General features: G+C 58.4%; 19 protein-coding genes. 1 reads left to right on the forward strand and 18 read right to left on the reverse strand.

What is annotated here, in order from left to right:
• The first annotated feature begins 158 nt into the window (after positions 1-158).
• Positions 159-383, forward strand: coding sequence for a hypothetical protein (locus tag A1351_RS24785; protein ID WP_157096315.1), 225 nt, complete (start codon positions 159-161; stop codon positions 381-383).
• 489 nt (positions 384-872) lie between these two features.
• On the opposite strand, the gene A1351_RS14365 is transcribed toward A1351_RS24785, so the two are convergent.
• The 18 genes from A1351_RS14365 to A1351_RS14450 form a co-directional block, all read right to left on the reverse strand.
• A complete protein-coding gene (locus A1351_RS14365; RefSeq protein WP_064033323.1) occupies positions 873-3,182 on the reverse strand; it encodes a phage tail length tape measure family protein in 2,310 nt (769 codons plus the stop codon).
• A gap of 8 nt (positions 3,183-3,190) precedes the next feature.
• On the reverse strand, positions 3,191-4,789 hold the full coding sequence (locus A1351_RS14370; protein ID WP_064033324.1) for a terminase large subunit: 1,599 nt from the start codon (positions 4,787-4,789) through the stop codon (positions 3,191-3,193).
• Positions 4,779-5,156: a phage terminase small subunit P27 family gene (locus A1351_RS14375; RefSeq protein ID WP_064033325.1), complete on the reverse strand. Its 378-nt coding sequence runs from the start codon at positions 5,154-5,156 to the stop codon at positions 4,779-4,781. Before A1351_RS14375 ends, A1351_RS14370 begins: the two co-directional genes overlap by 11 nt.
• On the reverse strand, positions 5,153-5,473 hold the full coding sequence (locus tag A1351_RS14380) for a phage head closure protein (RefSeq protein ID WP_064033326.1): 321 nt from the start codon (positions 5,471-5,473) through the stop codon (positions 5,153-5,155). The genes A1351_RS14375 and A1351_RS14380 overlap by 4 nt, the downstream gene beginning before the upstream one ends.
• On the reverse strand, positions 5,470-5,868 hold the full coding sequence (locus tag A1351_RS14385; RefSeq protein ID WP_064033327.1) for a DUF3168 domain-containing protein: 399 nt from the start codon (positions 5,866-5,868) through the stop codon (positions 5,470-5,472). The genes A1351_RS14380 and A1351_RS14385 overlap by 4 nt, the downstream gene beginning before the upstream one ends.
• Positions 5,865-6,281 (reverse strand): HK97-gp10 family putative phage morphogenesis protein, encoded by a 417-nt coding sequence (locus A1351_RS14390; RefSeq protein ID WP_064033328.1) that lies wholly within the window; start codon positions 6,279-6,281, stop codon positions 5,865-5,867. Before A1351_RS14390 ends, A1351_RS14385 begins: the two co-directional genes overlap by 4 nt.
• A gap of 1 nt (position 6,282) precedes the next feature.
• A complete protein-coding gene (locus tag A1351_RS14395; RefSeq protein ID WP_064033329.1) occupies positions 6,283-6,561 on the reverse strand; it encodes a head-tail connector protein in 279 nt (92 codons plus the stop codon).
• A gap of 203 nt (positions 6,562-6,764) precedes the next feature.
• Positions 6,765-7,094, reverse strand: a complete 330-nt coding sequence (locus A1351_RS14400) for a hypothetical protein (protein ID WP_064033330.1) — start codon at positions 7,092-7,094, stop codon at positions 6,765-6,767.
• Positions 7,091-7,927: a hypothetical protein gene (locus A1351_RS24790; RefSeq protein WP_157096316.1), complete on the reverse strand. Its 837-nt coding sequence runs from the start codon at positions 7,925-7,927 to the stop codon at positions 7,091-7,093. The genes A1351_RS14400 and A1351_RS24790 overlap by 4 nt, the downstream gene beginning before the upstream one ends.
• 4 nt (positions 7,928-7,931) lie before the next feature.
• Entirely contained in the window at positions 7,932-8,288 is a 357-nt protein-coding gene (locus tag A1351_RS14415; protein ID WP_064033346.1) for a phage tail protein, read from the reverse strand.
• Positions 8,285-8,590, reverse strand: coding sequence for an HNH endonuclease signature motif containing protein (locus A1351_RS24010; protein ID WP_371441492.1), 306 nt, complete (start codon positions 8,588-8,590; stop codon positions 8,285-8,287). Before A1351_RS24010 ends, A1351_RS14415 begins: the two co-directional genes overlap by 4 nt.
• Before the next feature lie 41 nt (positions 8,591-8,631).
• Positions 8,632-9,210, reverse strand: a complete 579-nt coding sequence (locus A1351_RS14420; RefSeq protein ID WP_064033333.1) for a phage tail assembly chaperone — start codon at positions 9,208-9,210, stop codon at positions 8,632-8,634.
• 12 nt (positions 9,211-9,222) lie between these two features.
• The gene (locus A1351_RS14425) at positions 9,223-9,699 is read right to left on the reverse strand and encodes a phage tail tube protein (RefSeq protein WP_064033334.1); all 477 of its coding nucleotides are present in this window, start codon (positions 9,697-9,699) and stop codon (positions 9,223-9,225) included.
• Between the two features lie 69 nt (positions 9,700-9,768).
• Positions 9,769-10,953, reverse strand: a complete 1,185-nt coding sequence (locus A1351_RS14430) for a phage major capsid protein (RefSeq protein ID WP_064033335.1) — start codon at positions 10,951-10,953, stop codon at positions 9,769-9,771.
• A gap of 11 nt (positions 10,954-10,964) precedes the next feature.
• The gene (locus tag A1351_RS14435) at positions 10,965-11,471 is read right to left on the reverse strand and encodes an HK97 family phage prohead protease (RefSeq protein ID WP_064033336.1); all 507 of its coding nucleotides are present in this window, start codon (positions 11,469-11,471) and stop codon (positions 10,965-10,967) included.
• Complete coding sequence (locus A1351_RS14440) at positions 11,464-11,802, reverse strand: gene transfer agent family protein (RefSeq protein ID WP_064033337.1); 339 nt, start codon at positions 11,800-11,802, stop codon at positions 11,464-11,466. The genes A1351_RS14435 and A1351_RS14440 overlap by 8 nt, the downstream gene beginning before the upstream one ends.
• The gene (locus A1351_RS14445) at positions 11,799-13,073 is read right to left on the reverse strand and encodes a phage portal protein (protein ID WP_064033338.1); all 1,275 of its coding nucleotides are present in this window, start codon (positions 13,071-13,073) and stop codon (positions 11,799-11,801) included. The genes A1351_RS14440 and A1351_RS14445 overlap by 4 nt, the downstream gene beginning before the upstream one ends.
• A gap of 753 nt (positions 13,074-13,826) precedes the next feature.
• Positions 13,827-15,101, reverse strand: a complete 1,275-nt coding sequence (locus A1351_RS14450; RefSeq protein WP_371441493.1) for a ComEC/Rec2 family competence protein — start codon at positions 15,099-15,101, stop codon at positions 13,827-13,829.
• Between the last annotated feature and the right edge of the window lie 24 nt (positions 15,102-15,125).

Consider the following 15,125-nt stretch of genomic DNA (forward strand, 5'->3'; position numbering starts at 1 on the left):
CAACACAAATATGCATTTAATACTGAACATCGACAGAACATCGATAGAATACTTTCGTCACTCCGCTCAAAGGTTGCTATAAACAACCATTAGCAAGCCCCGCCGCCGCGCTTCCGAGCGCGCCCGCTATTTCCTACCCGTTTAATAGGAATAGAACAGTGACAGCAGCCGTAAAATTCACGCAGCGCAACCACTATCGAACCGACTGGACGTATGAGGCCGAGCTTCTTCGGATCGCTGTAGCCCGAGGGTGGGTTTTGCTCGGCGGCGTTCGCTTGCTCGGCTCCAATCGGGACCGAGCGATTAAGGCGCTGCGGAAGGAGCAGGAAGCCGCCGAGCAAAGCCTCGAACAGCTTCCGCAGCGTCGCCGCCAAATGGCTTGAAAGTTGGCACGCTTATTGCTACGCGCAACGCGTCACGCGTTTTCTCGGTCGGAAATATAAATATTTCCTCCCTCGATACGTAGATTCACTTCGTGAATATATGTTCTTTCTTTAAAAGAAAGAACCAAAGAAAGGGCTTGCAACGCCTCGGCTCCCAACGACACGCTCGGCCTTCGGCCTCGCCTTCGCGCCCTTCGGGCTTGATGCGTCGCCCTTCGGGCTCCGCCCTGGTTTTCAATCATCGCCGGGAATTTATACCCTCCGGTGATGAAAACACCCTCCGGCTCCCCCAGGCGGCTCCGCCGCCATCGGAGCTAATTCTACACCCACCTATTCCGCTCGCCGCCCTTCGTGGCGTAAACCACAGCCGCCGAGCATCATTTCTCGGGGCTCCGGGCTTCGCCTGTGCGTTTTTCTGAGCGCCCCGCTAGGGTGATGTAGGATTAAAAATGGAAGCGCTCCACGGGCCTCTAAATCAAAGATCGTCTTTTAGCGCCCGCCTTCCCTCCAAAGAAGGTTTCCGGGGCGTTGCTGCACAAGAATCTCGTTAATGACGACGCCCCGTATTTGCTCTTCTACTTGCGTCGCGATCGTCTTACCCAACTTGTTGTCCGCTTCCTCGCCCTGTGACCCGCCAGCAACCTGAACATTGATAGTAGGCGAGACGTGAAGACTTCCGGCCTTATTTCCTACGCTTCCAGTAGGATTAAGCGAGGGAAGGCTCGGTGCGCCCACAAGCCCGCCGTCTGCAAACTTCGGGAGGCGGCCCGAATTGAGCGCCTGTAGCAGCGGGAGATATTTTGAAGTCGCCGCGCCGTTCACGACGAATTCGCCATTGGAGACGGCCGCGAGTATCGAATCCGATCTCGGCCCGCCCGCCCCCTCGATCTTCCCGCCATCCGCGAAATGAAGCAATCCGCCGAACAATCCGCCAGCCGAACCGGACGAAAGCCCACTCGTCACACTACTAAAGATAGCATCGAAGCCCTTATTGAACGCTTGGCTTGCAAGCTTCTTCAGCAACGTGTCGAGAACGGTTGAAAGTTTTTGCCCGTTCAAGATCGCATCGGCAAAGGACGTGCGCAGGTCGGCCCCGAACTCGCCGAGCGCCGATTTGAACTCTTGATCCGCCTTCCTCGCCGCGTCGATTTTTTCACGAAGCTGTGCGTGAGATTCGGCAAGCTGTTCGATCGAAGCGCGCTCTTGATCCGTGAGCGCACGCCCGCGCTCTTTCGCCGCTTCCTCGGCCCGAGCTAAATCGATCGCCTTTTCGCGCTCCACATTCGACTTCCCGAGCGCATCGGCCTCACCGGCAAGCGAAGCGTTCTCGCGCGTGAGCGACTGAATCAGGCGTTCAACTTGGTCCGCCTTCTCCGCATGCGAGCGCCCCGCCTTCTCCGGCTTCGCGTCGAGATTGTTCGGCCGAGACGGGGGAAGCGGCGCATCGATTTCACGAATCGGCGGCGCTTCGGCAGGATTGAGATATTCCTTGAACGTGTCCTTAAATGAAGGTCCGCCGCCCTTATCATTTCGCGCGGCCTCACGATCTTTTAATTCCTGCGTCGCGGAACGAAGCGAAGTCGATAGTTCTTTCGCCTTATGAACCGCGTCGGCAATCCGATTTAAGATTCCTGCCCATGCGTCGAGAACGCCGAGCGATATCTTTTCGATTTCCTCGAACGCGGGCTTCATTTCGTCGGACAGGTGCTTGCGCGCCTCTTCAAGCGCCTGATTTGTCTTTTTCTGCGCCTCTAGGATATCTGCCGACCAAACATTCCCGGCTTCCCGAGATTTTTCAATGAACGTATCGACGTTGAGCGAACCGTTCTCGATTCCCTCGACAACTTTTTTACCAGCCTCGCCCCAAACTTCGGTAGCGATGCGCGCCGCGTCGATTTTCCGCTGCGCAGATTCGAGTTCGAGATTTTGTGAACGCAACTCTTCCGACGCCGAAAGATAATCTCGAACGAGCAACAGCGCCGCTTGATGCAATTCATCAACCGATTTCGCATTCTCGACGGCCGCTTTCGATTCAGTATCTTTTCCCATGAAATCGGAAAGATAATTCGCACGCTTCGATAGATCGCCGCCCGCATTCTGCCTGATCGGATTCAATTGCCCTTCGAGAGTCTTCCCGGCGCGTTCGATAGCCGCTTCCATTTCCTCGACGGTAAGGCGAAGCCGCTCCGCTTGATCGCGCCAGCCCTGGAAAAGGTTCGTCGAGACGCCCGCCCTCTCGCTCCTCTCCACTACCTCGGCGAATTTTTCGAGAGTCGATGCGCCCGTCTCATATGCAGCAAGCGCCGCGCCGAACGCGACAAGAGCCGGAACATATTTCGCCGCCATCCCGCCGAGCGCTGCGAGCGTTCCGCCGACGCCGCCCTTCCCCATTGCGAAAATCTCGGCGATGCGTCCGCCTTCCATCGCAAGGGCGCGCGTCGGATGTTGTCCCGACGCGAGCGAGTCAAACAGCGCGCGCGAGACGTGCGCGAGCTCCATCATTTGGAGTCTATTGAGCTGCATCGATGCGGAATGTTTATCGACGGCGCTCGAAAGGCTCATAAGCGCGGTCATCTGCCGCCCGACGTCGGCCGAGTTCCCCATAAGCTGCGTCATGCGCTGCGCAGCACGCCCCGAGTTAATGAAAGCATCCTCGAGGCGCTTTGCGCCCTGTGCGCCTCGCCGTTCGATCGCCGTCCAATTATCATTGGAGACTCCAGCGGCCCGCTTGAACGATTTCTCAAATTGATCGATGCGCGCCTCTAATGCGACGACAAGTTGCTCAGTTTCCGTAGCCATAAATCACCTTATATGAATAGAATTCCATTCGGGCGTGCGTTCACATCCATGTAAACGCAACCGCCCTCATTCATTTCGGCGCGACCAAGCGCCATAATGCCCGCAACCGCTACGTCTATTTTCTCGCGCGACTTCGATTTGTTCGGCTTGATATTGCCCGCCGGGTCTTGATCGACGACGACATTCGCAACGCACCATTGCAGAATCGAATTTCCATCATGCCGCAGCTTCTTCGCCAGCGCCGCGCGCTCGAACGATTTCATAGGCGCGCTCATCGATACGAATCCCTGCCGATGTTCCATCGTCGGTAATCCGTCATCGGTAAGCCGAGACAACATGAGGCGCGCGCCCCACGGGTCCGCTGCGATCTCTTGAACGTTGAATCGTTCGCATAGCTCGCGGATTTTCGACTCGACGAAATCCCAATCCGTCACATTGCCGGGCGTCGCAATCAAATACCCCGCTTCCTTCCATCGCACATAGGGCGCTTCGCCACGATCTTGGCGAGGCCGAAGAGAGTCCTCGGGCGCGAAGACGAAGGGATATAGAGAGAAGCCGTCGTCTTGATCTCGGAACGCCGCGACGACTGCCGTAAGGTCGCTTGTTGAGCCGAGGTCTACGCCTAACCAGCATGACTCTTCCTTGCCACGCTCTTCAAGCGGAATAGCCGCCGCGCATTCATCCCAAATGAGCGAGTCAATCCAAGGGTCTTGTTGCGAGTCGAGCCATACCCCTAAATGATCGTTCCTGAATTTCTCACGAAGCGCCGGGCGGTTCTCCGCTTCCCGCGCCATCTGGCGAAGCGACGGCAAGTCGGGATAGCCGAGCGCTAGCCCCGGATTCGCCTTGTGCCAAACCGTTTCGTCGCGCCAATCCGCGTCGGCGGGCGTCTCGAACAATATCGGAAGCGTGCCAGGGTCTTCGATCTCGCCGCGCGCCACCTTACGCGCGTAGTCGTAAACCTCGGACGCTACGCTTTCCTGTCCGCGCCCCGCTTGTGAGATAATCAGGCAAAGCGTCCCGGCCGTCTTAGAGAGACCTGTCCGCAGCACGTCCAATAGCTCGCGCTTCTTCCATGCGTGTATCTCGTCAATGAGCGCGAAGGCGGGCGTCAATCCGTTCGAGGCGTTCGCATCGCTCGACACAGCCTTGATTGTCGCGCGCGACTTGCTATGCCGAATCTCATGTCTGTAATCGAGAATCTTCGTCGCCGCTTTGATTTTCGGATGCGACGTAACCATGCCGTGCGCTTCCTGATAGGCGATGCGCGCTTGCTCGCGGTCATATGCGGCGAGGAAAACTTGACCGTTCGCGACCTTCTCATGTCCGACAGTGTGCAACAGCGCAAGCGCCGCGCCGAGGGTCGTCTTGCGAGCGCCGCGCGACACAAGCATGATGACTTGCCGCACAATGCGCGTTCCGTCAGCATGGCGCGGCCCATAGATGCGCCGGACAAGGCGCTCTTGCCACCTATCGAGTTGGAACTCCCTACCCGTCTTCGGATGCTTCAGCGCACGAATGAACTTGACCGCGCGCTCGCCGTAGCCGAAAGGGTCGTCAATCGGCGACGCGTCAAATAACCAATGCGGGTAAGTATCACAAGCCAAGGTCGTCGTCGCCTTCGTCCGCTTCGTCAGCTAATGACGGCCGCGAGCGCGAAACAGGCGTGAGACCAAGCTCCGCCGCGAGCTGGCGCGCCGTTTGAGACGCCTTGTCCTGCATTCTGAATAGCTTCGGATCGAGGGTTTCAGCCGACTGAATTAGCCGCTCGATTTCGCGAATACGGCCGATCGAAACGCAATAATTTTCGACCGAGCCGAGGTCCGATTCCGTGACAACTCGGCGCTCGATTAGAAGCGGCATGATGCGCCGCCACTCGGCCTTAGCATCTTTCGACAACCACGCAGGAACGCGAAGAGCCTTGGTAAGCGTGCTGCTATCGACCTTGATCGAAGAGGTTTTGCGCCCTTTCATAGCCCGCGCTTCCTCGCTCTAATCTGCAACCCACGTCGGCGCCCTAATTCCTCGACGTCGATAATGTCGTAAGCCGCGCCCTCATAGATGATGCGATCATGATCGTTCACGACTGCAAACCTAGTGCGGAACGTGCGCAGCACTTGAATCGATTCGTTCGCGCCGGAATTCGTGACCGTCTCGGGCGTTTCATTGCGCAACAACTGTGCGCGCAACGTCGCAACCACGGTCCAAACCGGAACCGGAACGCCCGCTTCGTCCAGCGTCTCGGAATAGCGCTCGACGGTAATGGTTCGATCTAGGAGCCCTGCCCTCATTCCGCAGGTTCCCAAAACAACGCCTCGAACGACAGAATGGCGTGTCCAGTTTCACCATCGGGGTCGCGCTGAAAATGCACGCTCTCAAATCGGAAATCGACGTAGCCCATGATCTTACCGACAAGCGCCTTCCGAACCGCGCCGGCGATCTTGTTCGCGGTTCCAAGCCCAAGATCACGCGTGAAGACATGCAGCGTCGAGAAAACCCGCGTCGTATTGCGATCAAATGTGAGGTCGTCGCCTACTTCCTGGTGCTCGCCGAGAACGATCTTAGGGAAAACCTCGGGGCTCTTGTGGCGATCGAAGATGTTCGCGGCAGGAACCAGCGCCGTGACAGTCGCATCGCCTGCGAGCAAGGCGCGCATCTGAAGTTGAAGATCGTATGAGGGCGTCATTGCTTATTCCAATTTTCTCTAACGGCCTTACCGATGGCGCGCGCAAGGCGGCGCTTAATGCGCTCGCGGGTCAATCGATAGGCGGGGAAGAAGAAGGGGTGCGCCGGCGTCTTCTCTGTGCCGAACTCAACCCACCGCGCATAGAAGGCCTTGGCGTCGCCAGCGGTCACGATCGTTTGAAGCTCGCCGGCCGTCTTTTCATCGCCAGCGCCGATCGAACGCGGCGGGACGGTTCCGCCGGGCGGCGTCGCCTGTATGGACTCTTTGAGCGCGCCGCTATCCTCGGGCGCTAACGCCTTCATCCGCGACGCAAGCTCTTCGCCGCTCCTTTCCAGCGCCGGCCGAACAGCCTCTCTGACTTCCTTCGGGATTGCCTCAAGGCGGGCCTTCAGCCTATCGAGTTGGGCGCTCATGTCAGAAAGCCCACTGTCTATGCGGCGTGACCAAATCCCAAAAGCCGAAGGGCGCATCATGGGGAGTAGAGCCGATAATTGCCGCCTCTCTGTTCTCATAATAGAAGGCGGCAAGGACAGTGATAGCCTGTAGGAGCGAAGGACTCGGCGTGTCGCCGAGCGTCCCGACAAAGGTTTCAGTGAAATCCGTGGCGCGCTCGATTAGCTTCGTCAAAAGGGCGTCGTCGGTCGTATCGGTGATATTTAGGTGCGCTTTAAGATCGTCGATTGAAATAGTCACAATATTGGAACTCCAAACCTTATCTATATTGTAACAATAGGTATGATTTCCTACAAATGAAAAATCTCCAATTAGAAAAAATAGCGCGCGCTCCTCCCCAGGCCGGTCCCCCAATGATTTCAAAGGTTTGAGACCACCCCCGGCCCTCGGGCGCCATCAACCCACCTATCGTGTTGTTTTTCAATGCTTTTTCGCATCCTCACTCAAACCGCGCACCAGCGGTTCGATGCGTCCAGCACGTAGCGCAGCGCGGTGTTCGCCGAGACGGTAGAAGGTGGCGTTATCAGGAATGTATTCAGGTCTCCGGCATTCATCGTGAGCGCTGCGACCGCGACCGCAAAGCCAATGCGTATCTCTTTGCCGGGAACTAGCCCGGTTGCAGGGGGAAGCGTGACGGTGAACGCGCCGAGGGCTTCTACAGCGTGAATGACGACAATCGAGTCCGTGCTGCCGAGTGCGAGCGCTCCGCCTTCTACAGCCTCTACAACTCTCGGCGCTCTGTTCGCCGCCTTGATCGTGAGTGCTGCTGTCACTCTGCGGCTTCCTTCGCCGCCATGCGAAGCGCCGTCATCTGGCGTGCTTGATCCGACTTACGCACTGGCCGTTTCGTGATCGCTTCGGCGAAGGTCATACCGTCTCGCATTCTCTGCCCGAGACATTCGACTGATAGGCCTGCGATCTTCGCCCATTCACGAAGCGGCAGAGACCTACCCTCATACTCATAGCGCGGCGCATCGCTGCGTTTATGGAATTCCTTCGAAACAGCTTCCTCGACCGTTGCACAATGCGAGCGCTTAAGACGATCGCGCATCGTTACGACAGGAACGCCTGCGCGGGCTGCTAGCTCTTTGATTGTCAGCATCTCGCCACGAAATTCGAAACGCTCGGGTTCCGGCCCCATTGATAGCAGAGCGAATAATTTATCGCCGCGAAGGCCTCTCTTTCGAAAACGATATTGCAACGTCGCGTATTTTATTCCCGTGCGCCGAGACCATTCCACTAGCGAATGAATCTCGCCGTTATGCTCGGCTGTCAGGAACGCAGGACTCACCGCTTCGATTGTCGGACGAAGCAGGCGTTGCGCTTCTCTCTCCTCGCGCTTCGCTTCCCGCTGTTCGAGTTTCGAGCGTCGCCGCTTACCTTCCGATTCAAGTGCTATCGCTTGTGCGATCTTTACCTCTGCGGCCTCCCGGACGTCATCCGGGTCTAAGCCGGCATTTGAGCAAACTTTCCTGAAATACTGTGGCGCGTTGAGCAACCAGGATCGAGCCGTTTCGCGCGCCGCAGCGCTTGCATCCGGCGAGGTAGCATCGATGATTGCGCGATCTATAACGCCGCGCCACGTTTCACGAATTGAATCACTCATAGCACTAAATCACGATATTGAAGCTCTGCTTGAAGGTCGCTTTGATGCTGCGAAAGTGGGTCGTGCGATAGGTCACTTCCCAATCCTTGCACGTCCACTTCCTCGGCGTGGCGTCGCCGGGAGCGGTCCAAAGAAACGGGGTTACGCCGCCCTGCGTATTCAGGAAGGCTTCGATTGCGTCGCTCTGTGCGATCGTGAGCGCTTCCCAATTCAGAGTGAGCGAGTCACGGATATGGTTCAAGCCGTCAGCCGAGGCTTGCGTATATCCATCGCCGAAAGTCGCCTCAAGTATTTTGAGTTCCGGCTTCTTTTGTGCGCCGACGCTCGGATTGATCGGCGGCGTAAAGGTATCGATACTCACTGACGTTTTTCCTGACTCTGCTTCCATACGTTGTGACAATGCGCGCAAAGCGGTTGCCAGTTCGAGCGACGCCAAAAGAGCTTCATATCTCCCCTATGCGGAATGATGTGGTCTACAACCGTCGCCGGGGCGTCACAGCCGGGACGGTTGCAAGTCGGATGCGCGGCGAGGAATTCGGCGCGAGCCTGCGTCCACTTGCTGCCGTATCCTCTCGCACTCGACGACGGGCGCTTTTCATCGAACTCGGCCTTGCGCTCTTTGTCGCGCTTCGCCTGACATGCGCAGCGCTCGCCGGATTTCACGACATTGCCGCAGGGACAGATACGGGGAGCGCGCGAGGCCATTACGCAGCCCTTGCCGCGAGCTTCGAAAAAAATGCGGCGACTTCATCGCTATCGACGCCCTTCGCCTTCTTCGACTCTTCGCTTGATCCGAAGATCGCCTTCAGCATATCGAGGCGGCCCTGATAGGCTTCCATGATCTCGGCAGGCGTGGCGTTCCAGGTCGTTTCGGGCGTCCAGCCGAGCCAGCCCGTCGCAAGCCTGAACAGCCGCGCGTGATGATCGGCGAATGAAATGTGCTCTTGCTCGATTTCGTCGGGCTCATTCTTCACGTCGCATTCGTCCGCGCCCGTGAGTGCGAGAACAACCGAGATAAGAGGCTCGACAAGATTGGCCGTCTTCTCGCCAAGTGGGAACCTCTCATCGCGTTCGAGCAAGTCGAGAAGGTCGGAGCGAGAGACCGACGCCTCGATTATAACTGCCGCCATAATCGTGATATTCTGCTCGGCGATTCCACGAAGGATATGAGAGAAGCCCTCAAACCGACGTTCGAGTCGGGTCGCCGCGCGAAGCGTCGGACGAAGAATGATCGTCTCATGACCGATCGGTATTTCAAATTTGTCTTCAGCAAGGCGCGGCATTTCGAGTCTTCCTTACGCCGCCGCGACCGTGACGACGGCGCTCGTAACCTCGAACTTGAACTTGATCTTCGCAGGCTCTTTCGAGTTGCCCGCGTCAATCTGCGCTTCCGTCACGACGGCGCGCATATAGAAGGTCGTGCCGTGATGCGGCCCCGCGCCACTCGTCAGAGCGTCGCCGAGTTCGACCTTGACGTTGTAGACATTGCCGGCGTCGAAAGCCGCCTGTGCCGCCGCCTGCCCCGCGTCGGAAGCGAGATAGATGCACGTAAGATCGAAGGAGCCGGCGTCCTTTGCGCCCTGCAACTTCTTCACGCGATCGTCGCCGAGAACCGTATATTTGATCGTCTCGGCCTGATCGCCGAACGCGCCGAAGGACTCGATTTCGTCGATCGCCGTAAAGGTGTCCGCTGCGAAGCTCGCCGCGTCGGTTGCCGCCGTGGTGGTGCCAATGCTGAATTTGGATTTTGCGCCCGTAGTGGGGGAAGACATTTTGAATTTTTCCTATGAGAAAATGGAATTGAAAAGCGGGCGCCCGAACAGCGCCCGCATGAATGATGATTAGGCCGTGGTCTTCAGGAAGCGGATAGCTTCGGACTTCGCCACGTCGCCGCCGACGCGACGACGCGCGATGAATCGAATCTTGCCATTCACAGCCTGCGTGTAATCGTCTCTCTTCACGCCGATATTGACACGATCGACAATGCGGTAAGCGCTCTGCATGTCGCCAAACGCGACGCTGATCGTCGAAGGCGCGACGTCCGGGGCGTCGGGAATCTCGACGACGGGACGGCTTAACAGCGTGCCTGCGTTGCCGAACGCAAGAGAGGCCTCGGCAGACGGGTTGTCGTGCCAAATGTATTCCCCATTCGGAGCCTTGAACTTACGAATTTTTCCGATCGTTGAACGGTTCATGAGCCAAACGCCGTTGCGCGCATAGAAGCCCGGAAGCGCATGGAACAGGTCGATAAGATCATCGGCCGCGAGCGTCGCGCCAGCAGCATTAACGATCGAAGAAAGAGCCGGGCTATGGAACAGGCCGGTCGGCTTCTTCACGCCATCGCCGTTGACGAATGCAGCGCCCTCAGCGCGGCCAAACTCTTCGGCGATATCGCGGATAAGCTCCGACTGAAGATCGAACTGCGAATCCTCTAGAAGCTGCTCACTCACGTCAATGCAGGTCGCGTATTCATGGGCGATAAAGTCCTGCGAACCATAGGTCGGGGCAGACTCGGAACGCGTCTCCGTCTCATCAACCCACGCACCCGAAAGATTCGCCGTGCGCTTCGGGAGCGTGACCATTCCGACGCCAATCTGAGTAACGCGAGCAACGCTACGAATCGGGCTGAAGAGAACGAGATTCTTCTGAAGCTCAGAGAGAAGAACCTGCGGAATGAGATAGCCGCCGTTGGTCGCGACCGTCAGAGCCTTGCGGTCATAGTCCGCGCCTCGCGCATAATCGAGGAACGCCTTGCGTTCGATAGCAGCGCGGTCTTCGCCCTTCGTCTCGACGACGCGACCAGCGAGCCCCGGACGCGAAAGCCGGGTTTCGATCTTGTCGAGTCGAGAGACCAGCGCCGAGGCGTCGGCCGTCTTCGTCTCCAAATCGTTGAGGCGATCTTCGATCTTAACGGTAAGATCGGAAAGGGCTTTGGTCACGACGTCCGAGGCGTCGTCACTAAAATCCTCTCCGCTCTTAAGTTCGATCGGCGTATCAAAAGCCGAAAGCGGCATATGCTTACACATTCTTTATATTCTCACTTTCTGGAAAGAGCCGAGGCGGCCCGGTTAATTGCCTCGGCGATTTTCAATACGTCCGAAGCTGACTTTGCGCTTGTGACCCGAGCGCCGGGATGACAGGGAACGGTGACGAGCGAACACTCGACGAGTTCGAGCGCACTGATAATGCGACCGCCGCCCTTGCGAGGCGTGGCGCTCTTCGTGCGAAAGCCGATAGAGAGTCCGGTAACAGCGCCCGACTTCACCAGTGCGCGAACCTCGCGGGCGCGCACGACATCTTCGACGAGCAACTGTCCTTTGAGAGTCAGCCCGACGCCGCTAGTGGAAATCTCATTCCAAACGCCGACGGGTTGCGTCGGATCGTGCGCAAAGAGCATAGGGAGCAAAGACGGCGCGCCAGCGAACGCCTTGGGCTCGATAACGTCGCCGACACGATCCGGCGAGCCATAGGGCCAAGCAATGCCGGAAATCTCGCCAGCATCGGAAACCGAGAGGTTCGCTTTGATTTCGAGGAAATCAGCCATTGGCGGCCCCGCCGAGTTGGTCTTTCGTCGAGACGCCGAACCAAAGAGCCGAGAGGATATCGAAGGCGAGTAGGTAAGCCGGTTCGAGCGGTTCGCCCTCGACGTAGGCCTTAATGAGCGCCGCCGCCTCTTGCGGCTCGGTTCCGCCGCCGATCAATCCGAGACGGATAGTCTCGATAACATCGGCATAGCTGAACGTGCGGTTCATGATGCGCGAGACGAGTGCGCCGAGACCGACACCCGTAATGCGCTGAAGCTCTTCGACGAGCTTCGGCGAGAGACGGAATTCGCGCTCGCGGTCGCCGAGAAATGCTTTGTGAGTAGTGGTCATGACGCATTCGCCGGCGCATTGTTCGCCGGTCCCTTTGCCGAGGTCGTGTAGGGGTTTTCTAATTTGTCGCCGTCAGCATGGCGCGGGAGCTGTTCCATGTGACGAGCTTCGTTTGCGGTGATGACGCCGCCGGCTCTGAGCTTCGAAATGAATTCGCCGCGAGCGTTCACGTCGCCGCGCAACAGGTCGGACGTGTCGAATTCGATGCTGTAGGTTCGGCGCTCTTCAGGCGACAACAGGACGCGCCGGTAAGCCGTCTCGAATTTCCGCAACCACGGGAGAAGACAGAAAGTCAAAAACTGGCGCGCCATCTCTTCGCTATTAGCGAAGGTCGCGCGGCCATACTCGGCGAGCATCTGCGGCGGGACTCTGAAGATTCTCGCGATTTCGTGAAGCTGTTGCAGGCGAAGCTCTGCAAACTGCGCATCGACCGAAGAGAGGGCAAGCTGGACGAATTTCGCGCCCGATTCCAGAATCATGGTCCTGCCGGAATTCATGCCAGAATGAGCGCTATTAATGCTCGCCCCTATACGGGCGACGGCCGCGTCATTGAGTTTAGCGGGCAACTCCAACGCAGAAGCGGGCCGAGCGCCATTAGCAAAGAGGCGCGCCGCGTGCTGTTCGAGGGTAAGCGCCAGGGCGATGGCTTCGCGGCCATGCTGAATAGGCGCTATGCCGGTATCGCCGTTGAGGGAGAGCGGCGAGCGAACATGAATCACTTCGTCGTAAGGAAGGACGCGGGGCTCGCCTGCGTCGCCAACGGCCTCGGCCGAGCCGTCTAGGTTCCCCTGCCCTGCGACGGGATTAATCCGATAGCTCGGCTCGCCAGTCGCATAATTAATAAGCATCGTGACCGAGCCGGGAACGGGCCGGATGATCTCGACGACGCGACCGTCAATCTTGTTCGTGTATGCGAAGGCGTTGCCGTGCAACATCGCGTCTTGCGCGAGTTGGGCGCGAAGGTCGCTTGAAGCCGTCCAATCGTTCGGCGAATCGGCGACTAGATCGAAAGCGGGATGATCGGTCGCGGGCTCTTTGCCGCCCGCGTCGGTATGGCGAAAGAGGCTGAAGGGAAGCGTTCCGATCGCGCTCGAAATAAGTTGGATAGCCGAGGCGACAGCGGGAACGGAAAAGGCGTTGTGCGGCCCGACGCTCGGGCCGGAAAGGGTCGGAGCGAAAAGAAGCTCGGTCGGGAAGGTTTCCAGCGTAAGCGCTTTTTCCTCGACGACGGGAGAATGGAACCGTTTGAAATTTCTACGTCTACGCGACATGAATTGGATATATTCCTACAATGTGCAAATATTTTAGCACTGATAGGAATATATGCAATATTTAATTGTCGATTTTCCTATAGCTTCCTTTCGTGCTACGAAAATGAACTCGAATTGTCGAAAATCCGAACGCGAATTGAGGCCGGTTAAAAAAGCGTGTCGAGCTGGTTAAAATTTATACCCCGAATCCAAATTTTTTGGTTGCACGTAGCACGCCTTTGAAACAGGGTTCCTGTAGCGCTACATCCGTAGCGACTCAAAAAAGAACAAAAAAGAGGGCGGCCGAAGCCGCCCCCAAGAGTGTCGAAAGCTCATCGCGTCTCGGTCAGGCCCGACCAAAACGCGGAACCCTTCGTCCGTCGTCTGCCCACCTCAACGGTGAGGGAGGCGACGGCGGTGGGAGCATACGGACTCCCATTTTCCGAAGCGAAAGCGCTCATACGCGCGCACCGCGACGGTTTGCTCTATCGGGTAATGCATCCGATTTCCTTTCGTTTCGAATGCAGGGGAAGAGCCCTGCCGCTCCAGGGGAGCGCCGAAACGCCCCCAAGCTGTCTTCGAAGGGGGAGCGACGAAAGGAATCGGACGAATCACGCCGACGCAGAGACGCTAGCATGATTCTTCTCGCGGTGAAGCTGTAAGGTCTCCTACGGCCCGCTTTGTGCTTACCGCATGTGCATAAGTCTTATAAGTCGATGTGGGCGGACCAAGGAAGCGCGCGTTCCAATGTTACAAAAGCCAGCGCCTCGACCGTTATAACTCATTGATTATGTTATAACTATATGCCTCGCCTTCGAGCTGAAAGCTCGCTCCGAGCAGCGCCTCCGGCTGGAAGGCGACGATGAAGAAAACTGCCAGCGCCAGATTGCGCATGGACAGCGACGGCCGATCGAAGAGCACGGCGATCAGCATAATCGTCGTCATGATGAGCGCGCGCTCCGTGCCGACGCGCGAGCCCGTCCCTATGTCGTAGAGAACGGCGCCGATGATGGCGACGCCGGCCGCCCATTTCTTTATGGGATAATTCAGCGCCAGCGTGCGCGAGAGCGCCAGCAGCCGCCGCAGCCCGACGAAAAAAATGCCGGCGACCAATGTCATCTGCACGCCGGATATTGTGATGATGTGGAATATGCCGGCGCGGCGGATCAGCTCTTTCGCCTCCTCGCTCAGAAAATCGCGCTTGCCCGTCACCATTGCGGCGGCGATGGCGCCGGTGTCGCCGCCGAGCGCGCGATAGACCCGCGCCGCGAGCGCATTGCGCAGCCGATCGACGGCGGCGAAGAAGCGCAGCGACATTGGCGCGGGATCGGGCGCCGGCATGATGTCGATGCGGCCGAGCGCATTGCCGACGCCGCCCAGCCCGGCGAAATAAGCGTCGCGCGAGAAATCATAGCCGCCCGGCAGAGCGGCGTGGGCCGGCGGCAGCACGCGCGCCTTCAGCGCGATGAAATCGCCGGCCGAAAATTTCGTCTCGCCCCGCGTGGTCAGCCGCACGCGAAACGGCGCGACGTCATTGGGCAATCCTTCCGCGCTGGCGAGGCGCAGAATGAAGCGCGCGCCATTGGGGCGCGGGTCCAGCTCCTCGACGAAGCCGGTGAGAAAGCCGACGCCGGCGCGTGAGACGATGGGCGCATCGACGCGCGCGGCGCGCCAGACGGCGGCGAAGAAGCCGCCCGAGAGGCAGACGAGCAGCAGAAGCAGAGCGCCCGCCCTATGCGCGCGCAGAAGGACGGCGAGCGCCGCCAGAATGGCGAGGCCCGCCGCAGAGAAGGCGAGCGAGGGCTCGCGATCGGCCACGAAATAGAGCAGGACGCCGGCGCCGGACGCCACCGGCAGCCACAGAAATGGCCGCCGCAGCGCGATCTCTTCTTCCAGCGCAGCGCGGGCGGCGTCGGCGAGCGACGCGAAAGCGGCCGAAAAGGCGGGGCGTATGACGCCTCTCGCCCGATCGGCCGCGCCGGCGACGGCTTTCGCGCTCCAACTCACCAAAGGCCCCGGATATCGCAGCTCGAGCAAGGTCCAGCTCATGCTATATCCGAAACCACCGAGCGC

The sequence above is a fragment of the Methylosinus sp. R-45379 genome, from assembly GCF_001644125.1.
In the GTDB taxonomy this organism is placed as follows: domain Bacteria; phylum Pseudomonadota; class Alphaproteobacteria; order Rhizobiales; family Beijerinckiaceae; genus Methylosinus.